At 51.5% G+C, this 21773-nt stretch carries 19 protein-coding genes; 17 read left to right on the top strand and 2 right to left on the bottom strand.

The features are described 5' to 3' along the window. The first annotated feature begins 58 nt into the window (after nucleotides 1–58). Both V8F51_RS07070 and V8F51_RS07065 read left to right on the top strand, forming a co-directional pair. Entirely contained in the window at nucleotides 59–847 is a 789-nt protein-coding gene (locus V8F51_RS07070) for an N-acetylmuramoyl-L-alanine amidase family protein (RefSeq protein WP_337099466.1), read from the top strand. A gap of 141 nt (nucleotides 848–988) precedes the next feature. Beyond that, nucleotides 989–2857: a peptidoglycan D,D-transpeptidase FtsI family protein gene (locus tag V8F51_RS07065; RefSeq protein WP_337099465.1), complete on the top strand. Its 1869-nt coding sequence runs from the start codon at nucleotides 989–991 to the stop codon at nucleotides 2855–2857. A gap of 71 nt (nucleotides 2858–2928) precedes the next feature. On the opposite strand, the gene ytvI is transcribed toward V8F51_RS07065, so the two are convergent. After that, the gene (ytvI, locus tag V8F51_RS07060; RefSeq protein ID WP_337099463.1) at nucleotides 2929–4131 is read right to left on the bottom strand and encodes a sporulation integral membrane protein YtvI; all 1203 of its coding nucleotides are present in this window, start codon (nucleotides 4129–4131) and stop codon (nucleotides 2929–2931) included. A 162-nt stretch (nucleotides 4132–4293) separates the two neighbouring features. Between ytvI and V8F51_RS07055 the strand changes: the two genes are divergently transcribed. Then, nucleotides 4294–5700, top strand: coding sequence for a polysaccharide deacetylase family protein (locus V8F51_RS07055; protein ID WP_337099461.1), 1407 nt, complete (start codon nucleotides 4294–4296; stop codon nucleotides 5698–5700). Between the two features lie 153 nt (nucleotides 5701–5853). Here the strand turns inward: V8F51_RS07055 and ilvD are convergent, their stop codons facing one another. After that, the gene (gene ilvD, locus V8F51_RS07050) at nucleotides 5854–7539 is read right to left on the bottom strand and encodes a dihydroxy-acid dehydratase (RefSeq protein WP_337099459.1); all 1686 of its coding nucleotides are present in this window, start codon (nucleotides 7537–7539) and stop codon (nucleotides 5854–5856) included. 281 nt (nucleotides 7540–7820) lie between these two features. On the opposite strand from ilvD, the gene V8F51_RS07045 reads away from it, so the two are divergent. The 14 genes from V8F51_RS07045 (at nucleotide 7821) to V8F51_RS06980 (ending at nucleotide 21770) form a co-directional block, all read left to right on the top strand. Further along, on the top strand, nucleotides 7821–8549 hold the full coding sequence (locus V8F51_RS07045) for a response regulator transcription factor (protein ID WP_337099458.1): 729 nt from the start codon (nucleotides 7821–7823) through the stop codon (nucleotides 8547–8549). Between the two features lie 16 nt (nucleotides 8550–8565). Further along, nucleotides 8566–9642: a sensor histidine kinase gene (locus V8F51_RS07040; protein WP_337099456.1), complete on the top strand. Its 1077-nt coding sequence runs from the start codon at nucleotides 8566–8568 to the stop codon at nucleotides 9640–9642. A 99-nt stretch (nucleotides 9643–9741) separates the two neighbouring features. Continuing rightward, complete coding sequence (locus tag V8F51_RS07035; RefSeq protein ID WP_337099454.1) at nucleotides 9742–10743, top strand: D-alanyl-D-alanine carboxypeptidase family protein; 1002 nt, start codon at nucleotides 9742–9744, stop codon at nucleotides 10741–10743. A 745-nt stretch (nucleotides 10744–11488) separates the two neighbouring features. Then, nucleotides 11489–11794: an urease subunit gamma gene (locus V8F51_RS07030; RefSeq protein WP_337099452.1), complete on the top strand. Its 306-nt coding sequence runs from the start codon at nucleotides 11489–11491 to the stop codon at nucleotides 11792–11794. Nucleotides 11795–11823: 29 nt separating this feature from the next. Further along, the gene (locus V8F51_RS07025) at nucleotides 11824–12192 is read left to right on the top strand and encodes an urease subunit beta (protein ID WP_337099450.1); all 369 of its coding nucleotides are present in this window, start codon (nucleotides 11824–11826) and stop codon (nucleotides 12190–12192) included. After that, entirely contained in the window at nucleotides 12189–13904 is a 1716-nt protein-coding gene (gene ureC, locus V8F51_RS07020; protein ID WP_337099449.1) for an urease subunit alpha, read from the top strand. The genes V8F51_RS07025 and ureC overlap by 4 nt, the downstream gene beginning before the upstream one ends. A gap of 18 nt (nucleotides 13905–13922) precedes the next feature. Next, complete coding sequence (locus V8F51_RS07015; RefSeq protein ID WP_337099448.1) at nucleotides 13923–14615, top strand: urease accessory protein UreF; 693 nt, start codon at nucleotides 13923–13925, stop codon at nucleotides 14613–14615. Nucleotides 14616–14652: 37 nt separating this feature from the next. Then, complete coding sequence (gene ureG / locus V8F51_RS07010) at nucleotides 14653–15381, top strand: urease accessory protein UreG (protein WP_337099447.1); 729 nt, start codon at nucleotides 14653–14655, stop codon at nucleotides 15379–15381. Next, nucleotides 15381–16298: an urease accessory protein UreD gene (locus V8F51_RS07005; RefSeq protein ID WP_337099445.1), complete on the top strand. Its 918-nt coding sequence runs from the start codon at nucleotides 15381–15383 to the stop codon at nucleotides 16296–16298. Before ureG ends, V8F51_RS07005 begins: the two co-directional genes overlap by 1 nt. A gap of 156 nt (nucleotides 16299–16454) precedes the next feature. Beyond that, entirely contained in the window at nucleotides 16455–16913 is a 459-nt protein-coding gene (locus V8F51_RS07000) for a MarR family winged helix-turn-helix transcriptional regulator (protein WP_337099444.1), read from the top strand. Between the two features lie 213 nt (nucleotides 16914–17126). Beyond that, the gene (locus V8F51_RS06995) at nucleotides 17127–18185 is read left to right on the top strand and encodes a BMP family lipoprotein (RefSeq protein WP_337099443.1); all 1059 of its coding nucleotides are present in this window, start codon (nucleotides 17127–17129) and stop codon (nucleotides 18183–18185) included. Between the two features lie 121 nt (nucleotides 18186–18306). After that, the gene (locus tag V8F51_RS06990; RefSeq protein ID WP_337099442.1) at nucleotides 18307–19821 is read left to right on the top strand and encodes an ABC transporter ATP-binding protein; all 1515 of its coding nucleotides are present in this window, start codon (nucleotides 18307–18309) and stop codon (nucleotides 19819–19821) included. Further along, entirely contained in the window at nucleotides 19799–20863 is a 1065-nt protein-coding gene (locus tag V8F51_RS06985) for an ABC transporter permease (protein WP_337099441.1), read from the top strand. The genes V8F51_RS06990 and V8F51_RS06985 overlap by 23 nt, the downstream gene beginning before the upstream one ends. Continuing rightward, a complete protein-coding gene (locus V8F51_RS06980) occupies nucleotides 20850–21770 on the top strand; it encodes an ABC transporter permease (RefSeq protein WP_337099440.1) in 921 nt (306 codons plus the stop codon). The genes V8F51_RS06985 and V8F51_RS06980 overlap by 14 nt, the downstream gene beginning before the upstream one ends. Nucleotides 21771–21773: the final 3 nt, after the last annotated feature.

Raw genomic sequence — 21773 nt, 5'->3', positions numbered from 1 at the left:
CTAGCTATCACAGCTGTTCATGCAAACTCATAGGATAGAGAACGAGAGGAGGATGAAGATGGTTAAATTAATAGCAATAGATGACGGTCATGGACTGGAGACCCCTGGCAAGCGAACGCCGTCTCTTCCCGATGGTACGGTCATGAGGGAAAACGAATTCAATAGAGCGGTGGCTGCGCAGCTGGACGTGCATTTAAAGCGCTGCGGCTTTCAGACGCTGCTCGTTGCACCGGGAGACACGGACATCCCGCTTGGCAATCGTACGAATACGGCGAATAAAGCGAAAGCCGACTTCTACATTTCCATTCATGCGAATGCGTATGGCGACGGCTGGAACAACGTAAGAGGCATTGAAACTTATCATTATCCCGGCAAAATCTCTGGTCAACAAGCGGCCAAAATTATTCATAATCAGTTGATTCAAGGGACAGGGCTGCCAAATAGAGGCGTCAAGGAAGCGAACTTCCATGTGCTGCGCGAGACGACTATGCCTGCGGTCCTTGTCGAGCATGGTTTTATGACAAATATGGAGGATGCCTTGCTGCTGCTGCTGTCGGAGGCTTATCGCGCGGAGTGTGCGGTCGAGCTGGCGAAGGGCATTTGCCAGCTGTTCGGTGTCGCTTATATCCCACTTGTGGTTGCAGAGCCGAAGCCTGAACCCGAGCCGCCGGTAACGGAGCCAAATGAACCGGAGGAGGGAATTGCATCGCTCTCTGTGGAGGACGCTAACAAAATCATTGCTTTCTTGTCTGCTTCTTATATGGCAACGACCAACAAGGAGGCTCGCAAAGAGTTCAATCGATTAGCGAACGAGCTTCGTAAAGCGAGCGGACAAAAGCCGAAATAAAGGGAAACGTCGATCGGATGATCGGCGTTTTTTTTTGACCACGAATAACCGCATACGCGAAAAGCGCTGTCTAGGAGGTTTGGTGATCAGGGGAGAAGGGAGATACTGTACGTAACAGGCAAGCAAGGGAGATTAGGGTTTATGGCAAAAGGGATATCAAGACGAGTATGGGCGGCGGCGCTCGTTCTATTTTGTATTATGATCTTATTCATTGTACGTCTTGCATGGCTGCAATTATTGCCTTGGAGTTCGCAAGCGGCGGTTCATGCTGCCGTGAATCGGGGCGGGTGGCAGCGGCTATCGGTTATTCAGCGGCAGCGTAATCTTGTGCTCGACAGCGGTAGAGGTGATTTTGTCGACCGCTACGGGCAGGCGATTACCGGTGAAACGTATTCGGCTGCTGCTTTTTTTCCTGTACGCCCGGACGCAAGGGGGGGCGAGGGGGCAGTTCGCCAGCTTGCGGTACTGCTCGGCGTGTCTCATGAGCAACTGCAAAGCTATTGGGATGCGGTCCGCGAGCCGGTGTTCTGGACGGCAGGTGACGGAAAGCTGCCGCTGCGGCTTAAAGCGGAGCAAGCTGAGGCGATTGAGCGTCTCGGTCTAAACGGCGTAAGCGTGCTGCCATATCGGAATCGTTATGTGAGCGGCTTCGAGGCGAAGCATATGATCGGCTTCACAAGCCAGCATCCGGAGTGGCTGACCGCCAACCACTCGAAGGAGCTTGCAAGCGGGAAGCGGAAGCTGAATGAGCAGGTTGGCGGGGCGGGACTTGAGAAGTCGCTAGACAAGCTGCTGCATGGTATCGGCGCAACTTCGGTGTCTTATTTCATCGATGGCCGGAATGCGCCTGTCCATGGTCTAGACTATCGGATTACGCAGCCAGGAAATAACTATTACCCGCTGAAGGTGCAGACGACCATTGATTTGATTTTGCAAAATAAGCTGGAGGCCTATGCAGACGAGCAGGGGCTTAAGGAAGGCGCGATTGTCGTACTCGACGCTGACAATGCCGACGTCATTGCGATGGTGTCCCGTCCGAAGCTGAAGCCTGGGCAATTCGAATCATCGGACGGCAGCGAGTGGAGTAATCATGCTCTGACGGCTGTTGCTCCGGGCTCGATCTTTAAGCTTGTGACGGCGGCAGCAGCAATGGAAGCCGGCGTCGTCAGCAGGAAGGAGAAGTTCCATTGCAATGGCGAGTACGGCAAATACGGACTTAGCTGCTGGAAGGAGGGCGGCCATGGAACGATTACGCTTCAGGAAGGCCTTGCCCAGTCCTGCAATATCGTGTTTGCTACGATAGCTGAGCGTATGAGAGCCGCAGAGCTGCAGCGTGTAGCCTACGCGCTTGGTATCGGGCGCAAGGCAGGCTGGCATCGGGACAAGCCGTTCGGACCGTTCCGCAGGCCGCTTAGGCTGCTTGAGGAGGAAGAGCAGGGACAGCTCTTCGCGGGTGTTGATAGAGGCGCGACGGGGGGAGTGTCGCAGCAGGCACTTGCCGCCGTAGATGGCGGCGTTATGGCGCAGAGCGGCATAGGGCAGCGGGACGTGAGAATGTCGCCGCTTCAGGCGGCGAATTTGATCGTGACGCTGCTGCACGAGGGGCGCGTCATGGAGCCGCGCCTTGTCAGCGAGATCCGCTATGCTAACGGCCAGCGGATGGTGAAGCTGCCCGCGCAGCGGGCGCAGGGCGGGCGTGTCCGCATCCATGCGGGCACGGCCCATGCGCTGCTGCGCGGCATGCGGGAGGTCGTCGACCATGGAACCGGTCGATCGATCCGCCATGGGGTCTGGACGGTAGCCGGCAAATCCGGCACCGCCCAGACCGAGCGAGCGGGCATACCCCTGAACCACCAGTGGTTCACGGGCTACGGCCCGGTCAAGTCGCCCCGCTACGCCGTTGCCGTGCTTGCGGCGAACCGTACGCCTGGCAGTCCGCATCAGGCGACCAAGCTGTTCCGCGGCGTCATGGATATCGCCGCCCACAACGAAAAAGAGATGAAGCGCTAACTTGCGTTAAACATCGTGCGGTTAGGACAAAAAAAGCGGTGGTACAGGTTCAACCTGCGCCACCGCTTTTATTATTCCTTCTTATCCGTGCCCGCAAGTCCCGTTGCCGACTCGGCGGTTAACGTTGTGCTGGCCTTGCTCTGACCGGCAGCCTCGCCGCCCGCATCCCCTTCGGCGGAAGCTGTGTCGAACTCGCCAAGCGGCGCTCGAATCCAGCGGTGGAAGTAACCCTGATCGTATAGCGACTTAATGAGGATCATCAGAATTGGTGACAAAATAACGCCTGAGATGCCGAATAGTTTCAAAGAAACGATCATGAACGCAAGCATCGTGAAGGCGGATACGCCAAGGGAATCACCCGTTATTTTTGGTTCTAATATTTGGCGTGTAATGACGACAACAAGGAATAAAGCCGACAACCAAATCGCGAGCGATATTTTGCCGACGATAATCAAATAAATGATCCAAGGGATGAACACCGTTCCGACTCCAAGCAATGGCAATATATCGAAGATCGCAGCTACGACCGAAATGACGAATGCGTTCTCGACGCCAAGCAGCACGAGCGCGACTAAAATGACGATGAATGTGATGCTGATCATTTTAGCTTGCGCTTTAATGTATAGCGCGATTCCTTTGAACACGTTGTCGCGCAGGAAGAAAAACACCTTTTTGAACGTTTTTGGCGTTTTGTCTTCGGCCGTTTTCTTCCATGATTTAATCTCGATACTTAAGAAGTAGGCGAGGATCGTACCGATAACGACGTTTACGACAAACGCGGAAAACGAAGAAACGTAATTGACTAAATTAAGCAGGACGGTTTTGCCGAATCTCCCCAAATAGTCGGAAATGCCGCTAATAAGATCGGTCGAGCGCTCGACAAGATTTAAGTTCGGCGGAAGCGTCTCCAGCTGTTCTTGAATTTGAGCGGTGCTCTTGGCGACTTGCTTCTCGAGCATCTCCTGATACTTCGGAAAGTTGTCGATCAGCTCCGAGCCTTGCTTCGTTATCAGGTAAGCGGCGCCGGAGAAAGCGCCAAGGATTAGAATGATAAACAATAATATCGAGATGCCGGTTGCAATCGACTTCTTAATGCCGAGCTTGTTCAATCGGCGGGCAAGCGGCTCGATGCACATAAAGATTAGGAAGGAGAAAAAAATCGGAGTCGCAATCCGATACAAATAGCTGAATGAGTACATAATGAGATAGACCGTGAGTGCGATCAACGCAATGTCGAACGCCGTTCTCCAATATTTTTTATAAAATGGCAGCATGTCGTGGCTCCTTCTTCCAAATTCATATTTCCAATAAGATTGTACTATAGTTTTTAAAAAAATGCCTATTTTTTAGTGCAATATGCTACAATTAAAGTTATCGTTGTTGTTTTGTACCGCTATCCATTCGTCGACTAAATCATATAACGGTGGGGAAAACAAATGGTAAATTTGTTGTTGTGGATTTTATATTTTGCGACTTTATATGCGTTCCTGCCTGGACTTATTAGCCGGACGTTCGGCTATCGCGTATTCAAGCGCGGACGCGTGGATAAAGAGATCGCATTGACGTTCGATGACGGTCCGGATTCCGTGTTCACGCCGGAGTTGCTTGATTTGCTCGCTCGCTACAATGCGAAGGCGACTTTTTTTGTCGTTGGCTCGCATGCGGAGGGACAGGAAGAGCTGTTGTCTCGAATGAAAGCGGAAGGGCATGTTATCGGCATTCATAATTATGTTCACAAGTCCAACTGGCTGATGAGGCCGCGCACCGTTCAACGTCAGATTGAGATGACGAACGACATCATCGAGAAAGCGACTGGCAAGCGTTCGATTTATTATCGTCCGCCTTGGGGGATCGTAAACGTATTCGACTTTGCGAAAGCAGGGTATTTGCACATTATTTTGTGGTCGGCGATGTTCAGTGATTGGAAGATGAACGTAGGGGCCGAGAAGCTGAAGAAACGGATGATGAAGCGACTGAATCCGGGCGAAGTACTGCTGCTGCATGATTGCGGAAGAACGTTTGGAGCGGATCCCGAGGCGCCAAAGAACATGCTGATTGCGCTCGAGTCGTATTTGGAGGAAGGCACGAAACAAGGCTTTCGCTTCATCGGCATCGACGAGATGATCAAGCTGACAGAGGCGGCTCGCGTAGGACATGCGTCGATTTGGAAAAGAAGTCTCATCTCGGTATGGCTCGTATACGAAAAAGCTTATCATGTGATGTTCCGGTTGAAGCAGGTTGGAAAAGGCGATCCAACCTTTTATTATCGCGTTACGAAGTATAACGGAGAGCCTGTGCAGTTGGAAGAAGGCAGCCGCATTGTGAAGGGCGATCATATAGCCGAGCTGCATTTTGACAACAAAATGTTGTCCAGCATTGCGATGCAGGCGAAGTCGCCTCTTGCGGCGGGCATTAAGATGCTGCGCGAGATCGATGAAGCTTTGCCGCAGCTCGCAGATCAGTTGGCTGTGGATGCGGAAGCGCAGGACATTAAGGCCGTGTACGGCGTTACGATGATACACCGGGGCGCAGATCGCCTTGGCTTCGAAATATTCCATCTGCCTGAAGGTTGGTTCGCTCGCGTTACAAGAGTTTATTTGAAAGTTCTGATGAGTGTGTTGACGAACAAGCCGCGAACACTGAAGAAGAAGCAAAGCCAGAACAAAGAGGCGTTCTCCCCTCGGATGCTGCTCATGCCGGCTTCGACGATCAGACGTTATGCGACGAATAAGCTTAATAAGCTGCAAGAGGAAACCGAGCGTCTCACGGACGCCGTGGAAAGATCGATTGGCGCAGCTGCCGACGAGGCTGCTCAATTAGGTACGAAGACAACAGCCATATAAGAACGGATCGGAATGGTATTATTGTTAAAATATTGCCGGTATATCGAGGGTAACTCCTTTATATACCGGCTTTTTTTCTTTGCAGAATGTAAATACACAAAAAGGCGGAACATGGGATCCCATGTTCCGCCTTCGTATTATCGGTTAAGCAAATTACATTTTCATTACGCCGCCCGTGCTTGCGGATGTAACGAGGTGAGCGTAACGCGCAAGGTAGCCGCGTTTGATCTTAAGCTCGAAGCCAGGCCATGCGGCGCGGCGTTTCTCGAACTCTTCGTCGCTGATGAGCAGGTCCATCGTACGGTTGTTCATGTCGATCTCGATGATGTCGCCGTCTTGTACGAAAGCGATTGGTCCGCCTTCAGCCGCTTCTGGCGATACGTGGCCGATGCTGATGCCGCGGGATGCGCCGGAGAAACGTCCGTCTGTGATAAGGGCAACTTTCGCGCCTAGTCCCATACCGACGATTTGCGACGTAGGAGCGAGCATCTCAGGCATACCAGGGCCGCCGCGCGGTCCTTCGTAACGGATGACAACAACGTGGCCTTCTTTGATCTTGCCGTTAGCGATACCGTGAAGCGCATCGTCTTGGGAATCGAAGCAGATAGCAGGACCTTTGTGGTAGCCGCCAACCGACTTGTCGACTGCGCCTGTCTTAATGATTGCGCCGTTAGGAGCAAGGTTGCCGAACAATACAGCTAGGCCGCCGCGAGCAGTATGCGGGTTGTCGATCGTGTGGATGACTTCCGTATTCTGGATCTCGCAGCCTTCAACGTTCTCGCGAAGCGTCTTGCCTGTAACCGTCAATGTAGTGCCGACCAATGCGCCTTCCTTCTTGAACAGCTCGTTCAGAACGGCGCTAACGCCGCCTGCTTCGTGCACGTCCTCGATGTGCCAATCGGATGCAGGAGCGATCTTAGCTAGATGCGGAACGCGCTCTGCTACTTCGTTGATGCGCTCGATTGGGTATTCAATGCCTGCTTCGTGAGCGATAGCAAGCGTGTGAAGTACAGTATTAGTCGATCCGCCCATTGCCATGTCAAGCGCAAATGCGTTGTCGATTGCGTCTTTCGTAACGATATCGCGCGGCTTGATGCCGAGATCGATAATTTTCATAAGCTGGCGAGCAGCATCTTTAACGAATTCTTTACGTTCCGGGGATACGGCAAGAATCGTGCCGTTGCCTGGCAATGCAAGGCCGAGGCCTTCAGCCAAACAGTTCATCGAGTTCGCTGTGAACATACCGGAGCATGATCCGCAAGTCGGACAACCGAATGCCTCAAGCTCGAACAATTGCTCGTCGTTGATTTTGCCTGCTTGGTGAGCGCCAACGCCTTCGAATACGCTGGATAGCGAGATCGAACGGCCGTCGGATGTTTTGCCGGCTTTCATCGGTCCGCCGCTGACAAGCATCGTAGGAATATTGACGCGAAGCGCGCCCATGATCATCCCTGGCGTAATTTTGTCGCAGTTCGGAATACAGACCATGCCGTCGAACCAGTGCGCGTTAACGACCGTCTCGATCGAGTCTGCAATGATCTCGCGGCTTGCGAGCGAGTAGCGCATGCCGATGTGGCCCATTGCTATACCGTCGTCAACGCCGATTGTGTTGAATTCGAAAGGTACGCCGCCAGCTTCGCGGATCGCTTCCTTAACGAGCTTGCCGAATTCTTGAAGATGCACATGACCGGGAATAATATCGATATAGGAGTTGCAAACTGCGATAAAAGGCTTGTCGAAATCTTCCTCTTTAACGCCTGCGGCACGCAATAAGCTGCGATGCGGTGCGCGGTCGAATCCTTTTTTGATCATGTCTGAACGCATTCTTTTAGCCGCCATTATAAAGCCCCCTTAACATAATTGGATCATTGTGGAATAATAAAATTCGTCATGCATGCATGACGTTACAAAAAACATCGATACTCACCAGTTTATCATATCGGACAACCGTTGGCTACAGAGTTGCCTGCTCATTAATGAAGCGTTAGGCAACGTATGGCAAAGGGGAAGAAAGCTAAAGAAAACATTAAGAAACGCTTAAACATTGTGAAATTGCGCCGTACGACAGGACATGTCGAATCGAATCCTGTATAGTGAGCTCATCAAAGCTTGCGGACTCAATGACGAAAGGGTGGTTAAAAGTGGATCGACGCATATTAATTGTAGACGATGAGCGGGAAATTGCCGATCTGATCGAAATTTATTTGAAAAACGAAGGGTTCGAGACGGTGAAAGCTTATGACGGTGAACAGGCACTGGATACATTCGCGAAGCACTCGTTCGATCTCGTCATTCTCGATATTATGATGCCCAAGATGGACGGACTTGAAGTATGCAGACGACTGCGGCAGGATCAAGCCGTGCCGATTCTCATGCTGAGCGCGAAGACGCAGGATATGGACAAAATAATGGGACTGATGACGGGTGCGGACGATTATATGATCAAGCCGTTTAATCCGCTTGAGCTGCTTGCGCGGGTACGCTCCTTGCTGCGCCGTTCGTACCAGTACAATACGCCTCCGGCAGAAGCGGTCGTGTCTGCGCGCGAAGATCGCGAGCTGCGTCTCGGCCCTCTCCGCATCGACAGGCTTAGCCATACGGCGGAAGTGAACGGCAAGGCGCTGCATCTCACGTCTACGGAATTCGGCATCCTATATTTGCTTGCGGGCAACCCGGGGCGCGTCTACAGCGCGGAGGACATTTTCCATCATGTATGGAAAGAGAAGTACTTTGATTCAAACAATACCGTTATGGTGCATATAAGCAAGCTGAGGGATAAGCTCGATAAGGAGCTTGGAGAAAAGCTCATTATTACGGTGTGGGGGGTTGGCTACAAAATTGAAGGGTAACATCGCTTGGCGTCTTATGTGGCGCTTGATTTGGCATTTGGCGCTCAGTATAATTCTGGCCGTTGTTTCGGTTGCCGCTGCATTAATGGTCGTTGAAACATTAGTTTCCGGCACGGTATTTCGATACTACCTGCGTGATATTGTCGATATTTTCGGAATGAGCGTATTGACGTATACGGCTGGCGTTATTTTATTTTTTGTTTATTTTTTCATATTGCAATGGTTGCAGTATCGTTACCTGATAACAATTAATGATACGGTAGGCCGGATCGCAAACGGCCAACTCGACTTCGATTACCAAATGGAAGTGAATGCGCGCTCGCCCTTTGGACCAATGGCTGGCAATCTGAACCGTATGGCTGGCAGACTTGATCAAGCGCTATTGGAAGAGCGTCGGGCAGAGCAGGCCAAGAACGAATTGATCACGAATGTATCGCATGATCTTCGGACGCCGCTCACTTCCATTCTCGGGTATTTGGGATTGATCGAGCAGGATCGATATCGGGATGAGGTGGAGCTTCGCCATTATGTGCAGATTGCCTATGACAAGTCGCAGCGGCTTAATGTGCTCATCAACGATTTATTCGATTATACGCGCATGAGGCATGATTCCGTGGCGATCCAGCGTATAAGCTTCAATCTGATCGAAGTGCTTGGTCAGTTGCTTGTCCAGTATCATATGCCGCTGCAGGAAGCGGGAATGGAAGGGCGCCTGCATACGGTTGAAAAATCGATGATCGTTAGCGGAGACCCGATCATGCTCGTGCGCGTATTCGAAAATTTAATCGCTAATGCGATGTCATACGGCAAGGAAGGCAAGCTGGTGGAGCTGAGCGTTCAGCGCGATGCTTCGGGGTCGAAGGCCACTGTAGAAGTCATCAACTACGGCGAGCCGATCTCCGCACTTGATCTGCCGCACATATTCGAACGTTTCTACCGTGCGGATAAGTCGCGTACCGAGTGGGCCGGCGGCTCGGGGCTCGGGCTTGCGATCTCAAAGAGCATCGTCGAGAAGCATGGAGGATATATTGATGCGGTCAGCGATGCGAGCCGGACGGCATTCCGGGTAACCTTGCCGGTTGTTAAGGAATAGTGAGATCATTTTAAGGTTTTCTTATGATTTATTTACGTTCTCCTTAAACTGCAGCTTCTATAATGAAGCCAAGCATGAAGGAGAGGGGTATGAATCATAATGAGACAACAAGCAGGACAAACGAATCGGAATGCTAACGGCGGCGGATTTAAGGTGAGAGTCGTTGGAGTCGCGGTTGTTGCTATAGCGTGTTTTTATTTGATTAACGTTTGGCAAGGAAAGACTGGCGCGGCTGCGCTACATGTTGAGGCGACGGCTGCGATCATGATGGATGCTGACACTGGTGAGGTGTTGTTCGAGAAAAATGCGGACGAAGCGCTTCCGCCGGCCAGCATGTCGAAAATGATGACGGAGCTGATCGTGCTCGATCTCGTGGGCGAAGGCGCACTGAACTGGAACGAAGATGTAACGACGAGCCGATATGCGGCAGGCGTACCGGGCTCCCAGATTGGCTTTAACGCCGGTGAGAGCTTCACGGTACGGGAATTGTTCGAAGCGCTGACCGTTCATTCGGCTAACGATGCTGCAGTCGCCATTGCCGAGTATGTGGCGGGGAGCGAGCCGAAGTTCGTTGCCCTGATGAATAGCCGCGGGAAGCGAATCGGAGTGTCTGAGCAGGCTGTATTCGCGAATGCGACAGGATTGAATCGCAACGACCTGACGCCTTTCGCCGAATCCGCTTCGGATGGTGATACAATGCTTACTGCTTCCGATATCGCGCTGCTCGCCGGACATCTGTTGAATAAATATCCTGAGGTGCTTGAAGTGACGAGCAAAAGCAGCATTAAGCTTGCGACCTCTGGACAACGACTTGCCACTACGAATCAGATGCTGGAAGATATGCCGTTCGCCTATCCGGGCAACGACGGTCTAAAGACGGGTTATACGCCTGAGGCCGGTTATTGTTTTACCGGTACGGCTAAGCAGGACGGACGTAGGTTAATCACCGTCGTCATGGGGGCGGCAACATCGGAATCGCGGTTCGAAGAGACGCAGCAGTTGTTCAAGCTTGGGTTCAACGGGCAGAACGGTGGACTGCTCACCGCTGTTCAGAATAGTCTCGGAATAATGGGAGAGACGCTCATTGGTATTGGCCGTTAGATGAATGTTTGGTTTTCTATATAGATGGATGAGCAGTCCAGTTGCTGGCATTTATGCGGCGGCTGGATTTTTTTTGCATGCTGGAGACTGACAAGCATAAGCTTCTATTAAATAAGGCCTCTTCTCATGATTTGAATGGAGTTTCGAGGCTGTCGATTAATTGTGACTAACCAATAGTTGTACTTGTACGATTTATCGTATAAACCAACCTTACAGTTAGGTCAAATCAAGGGTTTTGATCGAAAAATCGTGCAAAATCATCGGCTGCGAGGATGATCTAACCACTTTTGTATGATAAATCGTATACGTATTGACAGTTTGCATTTTGTTTTACTGGTCTTGTGTGAAAAATCATATAAATTGAGATCATATCTAAATTGGTTAACAGTTAATTGACAGTCTCGTTTCTCCAATCAAAAGGTTAATTGGTTTGAAAATAACGGTTTAAATTGTATGTATTCCACTCAAACGTCCATTTTTTTCAGATTAGTATTGTTACATTGGATGAAATCCAATCAAATGACCAACTTGAAGATAGTTAGCATGTTAGATTTCAGTACGTCAAACATGCGAAGATAAGATGGAGTTGCCATCAAGGGCTAGTTTATGTCACCTTCGCAAGTGGAAATTCGTTTTCTATGGAAATACATGTATGCACATGTCATTAAATATGACATCAATTATTTACTTCCATTGTGGGGGTGTCTATAATGGAAACATTAGGAGAAAAAGATGAGGTGGAACGATGCAGTTAACCGAACGCGAGAAAGAAAAGCTGCTCATCACAGTTGCGGCGGATCTGGCTAGACGCAGAATGAATCGCGGCGTGAAGCTGAATTATCCGGAAAGCGTCGCTCTCATTACCTCTGAAATCATGGAGGGCGCTAGAGATGGTTTGACGGTAGCGCAGCTTATGGAATACGGGACGACTATACTGAAGCGCGATCAGGTCATGACCGGTATTCCGGAGATGATCCATGAAGTACAGGTCGAGGCGACGTTTCCGGACGGGACGAAGCTGGTAACCATTCATCATCCGATAAGCGGCTGACAGGACATTATTGTGAAGGGGGCATGGCCTTGATACCAGGACAATATCGGACGGCTGCTGGAGAGATCGAGCTTAACGCAGGCCGCAGAAGAGCACAGCTTATCGTTGTGAATACGGGCGATCGCCCTGTGCAGGTTGGCTCTCATTATCATTTTTTTGAAGTGAATCGCGCATTGTCCTTTAATCGGGAACAAGCTTTCGGCATGCGCTTGGACATTGCCGCAGGCACGGCGGTTCGTTTCGAGCCTGGCGAGGAGAAACCGATCACGCTCGTGGAGCTTGGCGGTTCGAAGCTCGCATACGGCCTAAACGGTTTAAGCCGCGGCAAAGCGGAGATGGGCCAAATGCCGGATGACGTTCGCGAGCGGCTCGCCGCTTGGGAAGGGGGACAAGCATGAGCAGAATGGATCGTCAAAGCTATGCTGCCATGTTCGGCCCAACGACAGGCGATGCGGTCAGACTGGCCGATACAGAGCTGTGGGCGCAGATTGAGAAGGATTACACCATATACGGCGATGAATGCAAGTTCGGCGGCGGCAAAGTCATTCGTGACGGCATGGGACAGTCCAGCGGTGCGCTTAGGGATGAAGGCGTGCTCGATACGCTAATAACGAATGCTGTCATCATCGACCATTGGGGCATTGTGAAGGCAGATATCGGCATTAAGGACGGCTTGATCGTAGGCGTAGGCAAAGCGGGAAATCCGGATATTATGGATGGCGTAACACCGAACTTAATAGTTGGCGCAAGCACGGAGGTCATCGCAGGCGAAGGCAAAATCGTTACTGCGGGCGGCATCGACTCTCATATTCATTTTATATGTCCGCAGCAGATTGAGACGGCATTATCGTCCGGCGTTACGACGATGATCGGCGGCGGGACAGGTCCGGCTACCGGGACGAATGCAACAACCGTAACGCCAGGAGCCTGGCATATGAGCCGTATGCTGGAGGCGGCAGAGCATTTCGCGATGAATATCGGTTTCACGGGCAAAGGCAACGCCTCGTTCACCGCTCCGCTCATTGAGCAGATCGAAGCGGGCGCGATTGGACTTAAGCTGCATGAGGATTGGGGAACAACTCCGGCAGCCATTGATGCTTGCTTGCAAGCTGCTGATCAATACGATGTGCAAGTCGCGATTCATACCGACACGCTTAATGAAGCGGGGTTCGTTGAAGATACGCTCGCGGCCATCGGCGGCAGGACCATACATACGTACCATACGGAGGGAGCGGGCGGCGGCCATGCGCCGGATATTATCGTCGCTGCAGGCGAGCTTAACGTATTGCCGTCATCGACGAATCCGACCCGCCCGTTCACGATCAATACGATCGAGGAGCATCTCGATATGCTCATGGTCTGCCATCATCTGGACAGCAGCATACCTGAGGATGTCGCTTTCGCCGATTCGCGGATTCGGCCGGAGACGATAGCGGCGGAAGATATATTGCATGACATGGGCGTGTTCAGCATGATCAGCTCCGATTCCCAGGCGATGGGCCGGGTAGGCGAAGTCGTCATCCGTACTTGGCAGACTGCCGACAAAATGAAGCAGCAGCGCGGTCCGCTCGCTCCAGACACGGAAGAGGGCGATAACTTCCGCATTAAACGGTACATTGCCAAATATACGATCAATCCAGCGATTACGCATGGGATCTCGCATATCGTCGGTTCGATCGAGCCGGGCAAGTTCGCCGATCTCGCCATCTGGCAGCCGATGTTCTTCGGGGTTAAGCCCGACCTTGTGCTGAAGGGCGGCATGATCGCTTATGCGCAGATGGGCGATCCTAATGCTTCGATTCCGACGCCTCAGCCGGTATTCGGCCGGCCGATGTTCGGCAGCTTCGGCAAGGCTGTGCAGAGCAGCTCGATTACATTCGTGTCGCAAGCGGCTTATGATCGCGGGATAGCAGAGAAGCTTGGGCTTCAGAAGCGGATCGAGCCGGTGAAGGGCTGCCGTTCGGTGACGAAGAAGGACATGATTCATAATGATGCGACACCGACGCTGAAGGTCGATCCGGAGACGTATCATGTGACGGTCGACGGGGAGCATGTCACCTGCGAGCCTGCCGAAGTGCTTCCGATGGCTCAGCGTTACTTCTTATTTTAAGAGGAAGGGGGTAGCCGGTTGAACGACAATGTACGATGGCTCGCCATGCAGCAATTGCTGGATTCCGCGCTCCCGATCGGCGGATTCTCCCATTCCTTCGGTCTGGAGACGCTCGTGCAGGACGGAAGATTGACGACATCAACCGCATTGTTCAACTATGCAAGTACGATGCTGCTCCAAAGCTGGGCCACATCAGATGCGATGGTTATCAAAGCGGTATACCGTGATGCGCCAATTGAAAGCTGGGAATCGCTATGGGCGGTCGAACGGCTTGTGCATGTGCAGCGAGTATCATCAGAGACACGCGGCGGTGTAGAAAAGATGGGGCGGCGGTTGTTGCAGCTCGCTTCTGCGATTCATTCGCAGCTCGATTGGCATCCGCTTCAATCGGCTTTGAAAGAAGGCCGATGTTTCGCGACTCATCCGTTAGTTCACGGTTATGCATGCTGGAAGCTAGGATTGTCCGAAGAGCGCGCGATTCAAGGTTATTTCTACACTAGTATTGTCACATGCATCAATAGCGCGCTTCGGCTAATGTCGATTGGTCAGACAGAAGGCCAATCGCTTATTGCGAGGTTGACTCCGTTAACGGATGACGCGCTCGCCACAGCCGCTCGGTTGCAGCCTGAGGAAGCTTACTCCAATATGCCGATGGCGGAGCTTGCCATGATCCGGCATGAGCGTTTGTACTCGCGGTTATTTATGTCATAAAAAACTATAAACCATAAGCAAAAACGGAGGAATGAATATGTGCCAAGGACAAGGACATACACATCAAGAATGGGAAAGCCCGATTATAGATGCATCAAGACCGATCCGCATCGGCATTGGCGGTCCGGTAGGCTCAGGCAAGACGGCGCTTGTTGAAAGATTGACGAGAGAGCTTCATGAAAAATACAGCTTGGCTGTCATTACGAACGATATTTATACGAAAGAGGACGCGCGTATTCTGTTCAATACCGGAGTCCTTCCCGAAGAACGGATTATTGGCGTGGAGACGGGCGGCTGCCCGCATACGGCGATTCGCGAGGACGCTTCGATGAACTTCGAGGCAATTGAGGAGCTGGAGCGCCGCTTCCAGCCGCTTGAGCTGATCTTCATAGAGAGCGGCGGCGACAATCTGGCGGCTGCCTTCAGTCCGGAACTGGTTGATCGGTTCATCTACATTATCGATGTAGCGCAAGGGGAGAAAATTCCGCGTAAAGGCGGCCCGGGCATTATGCGCTCCGACCTGCTGGTTATTAACAAGATCGACCTGGCGCCTTACGTCGGCGCTAGCCTTGAGGTGATGGAGGCTGATTCACTGCGGATGAGAGGCACGCGCCCATTCGTATTTTCCAATATGCACGGCGGCGACGGCGTAGATGAGATTGTAAGCTGGCTGGAGCATGAGATTGCCCATGCACGCGGTCATGCCCACTCCCATACGATCCAACTGGACAGCACTCCTCCAAGTCATCGCCATTCAGCTTCCTAATGAAGCAAGAACATAATGCGGCTGACGATGTTCGCATAGAGCAAGAGCAGCTCAGCATTGCATCAGGCAGCGGCATGCCCCTTAGAGTTTCGGAGCTTCGCGCGGTTTTCGCTGCGGGCGTTGGTCAGACGTATGTGGCAAGCAAATATCATACGGCTCCGATTAAGATCGCCAAAGCTTTTCCGGTCGACGGACAGCTCGCGGTCATCGTTATGGATGTATCGCCTGGACTGCTGAACGGCGACCGTTATGTAATGGATTGGATTTGCGAGGCTGGCGCGCATGTGATGATAACTAATCAATCCTATATGAAGGTCCATCCGAGCATACCCGGCTGCGGTTCGTCGATGCTTCAAACCTTTGCGCTTGCCGACGACGCAATTGTCGAGAATATGCCTGAGCCGGTTATGCTCTTCAAAAACGCGTCGTTCGCGAATGAGTCGATCGTACACCTTCGCCCCGGCGCTGTATGGATGCAAGCCGACGTCCTCTGTCCAGGGCGGACGCTGCGGGGCGAAAGCTTTGACTATGTCAGCTACCGTAATTCGTTAACGGTGTTCTATGAAGATGAACTTATATTCGCGCAGCGTCAACGGATCGAACCGAAGCAGCAACGGCTTGAGGATGCAGGCTGCATGGCCGAGATGACGCATTTGGCGACGTTTTATTTGTTCTCCGATCGAATTACATCCACACATCTGGAGCTGCTGCAAAATAAGTTGGATGAATACAGCGGCAATGAGTCTTCCGCCCGTCACAGCATAATAGCAGGAGTGTCCCGAACGCATCGGCACGGAATTGCCGTTACAGCTGCATCTACGGCAGCGTGGCCGTTGCAGGCGCTCATGCGCGAAATATGGCAGTCATGCCGAGAAGGGTTGCTCGGCAAGCCGCCGCTTCGTTTCATGCAAGGGTAGCGCTGGTGCTGAAGCAGCTAATATGCTGTCCCTTAAGGTGATTGTTTGCCTTGAGGGACGGCTTTCTTTTTTTAGCCAGGATTGACGCCGCAAGGTTTAAAAACTTATACTTCTCTAAAAGTAAGCCATTTACGACGATTAGGGGAGATGGCAGGTTTGAACGAAAATAATAATGACAAATTAAGTTTAATGCGGCAACTCGACGAGTCGTTTCGTCTCGTTCGAAGACAAATCAATAATGAATGGAATAGCTACAACGTACATGGATTAGGCATCACGCATGGCAGAATGCTCGTTATTCTTGGTGAATGCGGTGCTCTTAAGGCTTCCTCGCTAGCCGAACAGCTCGGGATTACGAGCGGCGGGGTAACCGGTATAGCGGACCGGCTGATTGAGCTTGGCTACATTGAGCGCGAGCGGGGCGAGCAGGATCGGCGTGTCGTCATGCTTAAGATTTCGGATGAAGGCAAAAAGATGGTTGAATTAATCGATCAAGTACGCGATAAAATGATGGTTAGGCTGTTCGACGGCATGACGTTAGAGGATATGCAACAGAGCTTGCGTATCTTTCAAATTATGGAGAAGAATATGGAGAAAACGAAGTCTAAGCCCTAGGATGCGATTCGATTGGCTTATAGAAAACGCTCTTATCGCATGAAAGCGTATGATTTTGTTACAAATCGATGTATTATTCGACATTTATCACCATCGGACCCTGAAATGATGTAGAATAGAGAAGAAATTTGTCGAATGAATAGGATTGACAAATTCCAATAATACAACTAGGATTAAGAGGAATTAGACATCAATTATTTAGGGGAGATTAGGATGAAGAAAACAATCGTACTGGCTCTAGCATTGATTCTGATGGTAGGCTTAGTCGCTGCTTGCGGCGGTAACAAAAACAACAATGCAGGTAACACAACAAATAACGGCGCTGCTGAGGGCAACAACGGTGGCGATAAGAAAGACGCAAAGAAAATCGCGCTCGTATTGCCTGAGAAAATCGGCGTTAACAAGTTTTTCGTATTGATGGATGAAGGCTTCAAAAAAGCTGGCGAAGAATTCGGCGCAGAAGTAAAAACGATCGAGTCGACTGACCCTGCCGGATTCGAGCAAAACCTTCGCGCAACTGTTAATGAAAATTATGATCTGATCATCACGGCTACGTTCCAAGCAGAAGACGCTCTGAAAAAGGTTGCAGCTGAAAATCCGGACAAGCCGTTCGCGATTATCGATACAGTCGTAGACCTTCCTAACGTGCGCAGCGTTAACTTCCGTGAGCACGAGGCTGCTTACTTGATGGGCGCTCTAGCCGGCCTGTCCACAAAATCAAACACAGTAGGCGCTATCGTAGCAATGGATGCACCGTTGCTTAGCAAATACACTTCCGGCTTCGACCAAGGTCTTAAGAGCGTGAACCCGGATGCGCAGTTCCTCGTGAACTACGTAGGCAGCTTCGCTGATCCAGCGAAAGCGAAAGAACTTGCTTTGCTGCAATTCGACAAAGGCGCTGATTACATCGCAGGTATGGCGGCAGTTGGCGACAACGGCGTGTTCGAAGCAGCTAAGGAAAAAGGCTTCTTCACTTCCGGTCAAGATACAGACCGTACGGACGAAGATCCTGCGCATGTTGTTCTGTCCCAGTTGAAAGGTACAGACGCGGTTGCTTACGAGACAGTAAAAGCATTCGTAGAAGGAACTTTCGCTTACGGCGCAGCCGACTACGGTTTGAAAGAAGGCGGCGTAGGTCTTACTTACGTAACGAAAGAAACGGCAACTCCGCTTAACAGCTTCATCAGCCAAGAAAATGTCGACAAAGTAAAAGCAATTGCCGAAGACATTATTTCTGGTAAAATCGTAGTTGAGAACCCGCTTACGAAATAATAGCCATTATCGGCTGCTGAACTGCAGCCGGCTAGTTATCTCCTTCAATAGAACCTACCTCTGCTGCAAATAGAGGCGGTTCTTTTGTTGTGATTAGAGAAGAAAGGAGCTGAACGCCTTAATGCTGCTGCAAATGGACAATATTACAAAATCGTATGGAAGCGTAACGGCCAATAGCGGCGTAAGCTTCAACCTGCAGAAAGGCGAGATCCATGCCTTAATTGGCGAGAACGGCGCCGGCAAAACGACGCTGATGCGTATTTTGTACGGAATGGAGAGCCCGACAAGCGGTGAAATTAGGTTGAACGGGCAAGCCGTTTCATTTGACAGCCCTGCGGCTGCAATCGCGAATAAGATCGGCATGGTTCATCAGCATTTCATGCTGTTCCCCTCGTTCACCATTGCTGAGAACATTGTAATCGGACGAGAGCCGTCCAAGGCCATAGGCTTCGATCGCAAAACGGCGATTGCCGATGTTGATGCGCTGAGCAAGCGTTACGGGATGCCTGTCGATCCTACGCAAAAGGTGGAGGAGTGCTCGCTGGGCGTTCAGCAACGCGTCGAAATATTGAAGGTACTGCATCAAGGCGCGGAAATCATTATTTTGGACGAGCCGACCGGCGTGCTGACTCCGCTTGAGGTTAAGGAGCTTTTAATTGCGATTAAGGAGCTTGCCCGTACAGGCAAGAGCTTCATTATTATTAGCCACAAGCTCCAAGAAATTATTGAAGTTGCCGACCGTATTACGGTTCTCCGCGACGGTAAAGTAACCGGTTCGATGAGAGCGGCGGATACGAATGAGGACGAGCTATCGCGTCTCATGGTTGGACGTGAATTAGTACAGTTAACGCGCAACGAAGCGACTCCCGGCAAGCCGGTATTGGAAGCTCAGAACATCTCGATCCGCGGCTCAAGGACGAAGCCGACGCTTGATGGGATCAGCTTGCAAGTGAAGCAAGGCGAGATTGTCGGTATTGCCGGGATATCCGGTAACGGACAGTCTGAACTTATTGGAGCGATCGCCGGTCTAGTGAAGATTGATAGCGGCTCGATTAAGCTGCTGGGACAAGAATCGGCAGGGGCACCGGTTCGCACCATTCGCGAGCGAGGTCTTGCCCATATTCCGGAGGACCGTTACCAATGGGGCGTTGCGAAGGATGCGACCGTAACCGAGAACGGGCTGATGGGGCATGCGAATAAGCAGCAGAAGTACGGCATGCTGCGCGGTGCATCGATCCGCGATATGGTCGCGGAGTGGGTCAAGCGATTCGGCATAAAGACGGGATCGTTGTCGACGAAAGCGCAATATTTATCGGGCGGCAATCTGCAGAAGCTGATCGTTGCGAGAGAGCTGGCGCAGAATACGCCGTTCTTAATCGCTGCCGAACCGACAAGGGGCGTCGATGTCGGCGCAATGGAAATCATTCATGGCGAATTATTGAAGAAACGCGACGAGGGCGGCGCCATATTACTTGTTTCCTCGGAGCTTACTGAAATATTGAAGCTCTCGGATCGGATCCTTGTTATGTTCGAGGGACGTATTGTCGGTGAGCTTGAAACGCATTCGGCAACGGAAGAGCAGATTAGTTTATTAATGGCGGGAGGGAAGCGGCATGGAAAAGCTGAAACAACTTAGCAGCGGGATGCTCCAGCCGCTTCTGGCGATCATCGTCGGATTGGCAGCCGGTGCAATTGCGATTGCCGTTGTCGGCGGCAACGTGCTTGAGACTTACGGCGAGATGTGGAAAGGGGCTTTCGGAAGCTTCTTCTTCGTGACGAATACGCTGGCGAGAGCAACACCGATCATACTCATCGGTCTTGGCGTAGCGCTCGCATTCCGAGCCGGATTTTTCAATATGGGCTCTGAAGGACAGATGGTGCTCGGCGCGTTAAGTGCCGCGCTTACCGCTATTTATTTGCCCGGTCCGGGCTGGTTGAAGCTGATTGCTGCGCTCATCGCAGGAATTATTTCCGGGGGAATATGGTCTGCGTTCGCAGGCTGGCTGGATGCAAGATTCAGAATGAATTTGCTTATTACGACACTGCTTCTTAATTATATAGCGACCTTGTTCGCCGGTTATATTGTATCTTATCCTTTGAAAGACAAGACGGGTTCAGCAGCTATGGCACAGACGGTCATGATCGAGAATAGCGCTTGGCTGCCGAAGCTGTTCAGCGGCATGAGCTTGCATGCCGGATTCCTATTCGCATTCGCCGGAGCGCTGCTTTTGTACTTCTTCATGAAGTATACGGTGAAGGGCTACGAGATTCGAATGCTTGGCGGCAATCCGTTGTTTGCAGGCTACGGCGGCGTTAATCGCGGCAAACTAATGATGTTCAGCATGTTCGTGAGCGGCGGCTTCGCAGGACTGGCCGGTTCTGTCGAGGTGCTTGGTACGCAATACCGGTATATCGACGGCGCTTTAACGACGCCAAGCTATGCCTGGTCGGGCATTATGGCGACGCTGCTCGCAGGCTCAAATCCGATAGGCACGGCAGTCGCTGCTATCCTATTGGCCGCGCTTCAGACAGGCGGCATGGGCATGGAACGTAATACCGAAGTGCCGCTGGAAGTATCGAGCATTATACAAGCGGTACTCATCTTGTTCGTATCGGCGAAGTTTACGTATTCCTTTATTAAACGTAAGAAAGCGAGGGGTGACAATGGAACTGTTTGATGTCTCGCTCTTTGCTTCCATGCTTCGGCTGGTGACGCCGATTCTGCTCGCGGCGCTCGGCGGCGCCATCTGTGCCCGTGTCGGACTGTTCAACGTAGGCCTCGAGGGCTTAATGCTGACAGGAGCATTCTCGGCTATCGTCGGTAACTACTATACCGGCAATGTGTGGCTAGCCGTCCTCTTCGCGGTATTGTGTACGGTGATCTTCTCGATGCTGTTCGCTTATATGAGCATTCATCTAAAGGCGAACGCAATCGTTGTCGGTATTTCTCTTAACTTCTTGGCAGCCGGATTAACGACATTCCTGCTGCGTGTTATATTCGATGTGAAGGGCGCTTATTATAACAAGGATATGGTGGGCTTGCCCAAGTGGGATGTTCCGCTGCTGCGCGATATTCCATGGCTCGGTGATGTATTGTCTGGCCATACTCCGCTCGTATACTTATCGATCATACTCGTTATCGCGCTTCAGCTGTTCTTCTTCAAGACGGTTACGGGCTTCCGCTTGCTGGCATCCGGCGAAAATCCGACTGCCGCGAGAAGTCTCGGCATTAAGGTTACGCGCATTCAATATGGAGCGGTGCTGCTTTGCGGCGTGCTTTGCGGTCTTGCCGGAGCTCAGCTGTCGCTCGGCAACGTGACGATGTTCACGGAAGGAATGACAGCGGGCAGGGGCTTCATCGCACTCGTCGCGACGATGCTTGGTCAGTCGAATCCGCTAGGCGTAGCGGCGTCCAGCTTGCTGTTCGGACTTATGGATGCGCTAAGCTTGAGATTGCAGGGCTTCTCGCTGCCGACCCATTTTACGATGATGCTGCCTTATGTGGTAACGATTGTGGCTATGCTTATATTCAAAGACAAAAGCTATATGCAGGAAGCGCGCAAGGCGAACGAAAGCTCGCGATAAGGC

Source organism: Paenibacillus sp. YIM B09110 (assembly GCF_037167145.1).
Lineage (GTDB): Bacteria > Bacillota > Bacilli > Paenibacillales > Paenibacillaceae > Pristimantibacillus.
Note: the sequence above shows the minus strand (reverse complement) of the source record. Positions and strands in the feature narration are given on the sequence as shown.

Bases quoted from the DNA above. Each gene is read 5' to 3' on its own strand.
- V8F51_RS07065 (WP_337099465.1), top strand. From the start codon at position 989: ATGGCAAAAGGGATATCAAGACGAGTATGGGCGGCGGCGCTCGTTCTA.
- V8F51_RS07035 (WP_337099454.1), top strand. From the start codon at position 9,742: ATGAGACAACAAGCAGGACAAACGAATCGGAATGCTAACGGCGGCGGA.
- ureG (WP_337099447.1), top strand. From the start codon at position 14,653: ATGTGCCAAGGACAAGGACATACACATCAAGAATGGGAAAGCCCGATT.
- V8F51_RS07030 (WP_337099452.1), top strand. From the start codon at position 11,489: ATGCAGTTAACCGAACGCGAGAAAGAAAAGCTGCTCATCACAGTTGCG.
- V8F51_RS07045 (WP_337099458.1), top strand. From the start codon at position 7,821: ATGACGAAAGGGTGGTTAAAAGTGGATCGACGCATATTAATTGTAGAC.
- ilvD (WP_337099459.1), bottom strand. From the start codon at position 7,539: ATGGCGGCTAAAAGAATGCGTTCAGACATGATCAAAAAAGGATTCGAC.
- V8F51_RS06985 (WP_337099441.1), top strand. From the start codon at position 19,799: ATGGAAAAGCTGAAACAACTTAGCAGCGGGATGCTCCAGCCGCTTCTG.
- V8F51_RS07055 (WP_337099461.1), top strand. From the start codon at position 4,294: ATGGTAAATTTGTTGTTGTGGATTTTATATTTTGCGACTTTATATGCG.
- V8F51_RS06980 (WP_337099440.1), top strand. From the start codon at position 20,850: ATGGAACTGTTTGATGTCTCGCTCTTTGCTTCCATGCTTCGGCTGGTG.
- ureC (WP_337099449.1), top strand. From the start codon at position 12,189: ATGAGCAGAATGGATCGTCAAAGCTATGCTGCCATGTTCGGCCCAACG.
- V8F51_RS06990 (WP_337099442.1), top strand. From the start codon at position 18,307: ATGCTGCTGCAAATGGACAATATTACAAAATCGTATGGAAGCGTAACG.
- ytvI (WP_337099463.1), bottom strand. From the start codon at position 4,131: ATGCTGCCATTTTATAAAAAATATTGGAGAACGGCGTTCGACATTGCG.
- V8F51_RS07040 (WP_337099456.1), top strand. From the start codon at position 8,566: ATGTGGCGCTTGATTTGGCATTTGGCGCTCAGTATAATTCTGGCCGTT.
- V8F51_RS07005 (WP_337099445.1), top strand. From the start codon at position 15,381: ATGAAGCAAGAACATAATGCGGCTGACGATGTTCGCATAGAGCAAGAG.
- V8F51_RS06995 (WP_337099443.1), top strand. From the start codon at position 17,127: ATGAAGAAAACAATCGTACTGGCTCTAGCATTGATTCTGATGGTAGGC.
- V8F51_RS07070 (WP_337099466.1), top strand. From the start codon at position 59: ATGGTTAAATTAATAGCAATAGATGACGGTCATGGACTGGAGACCCCT.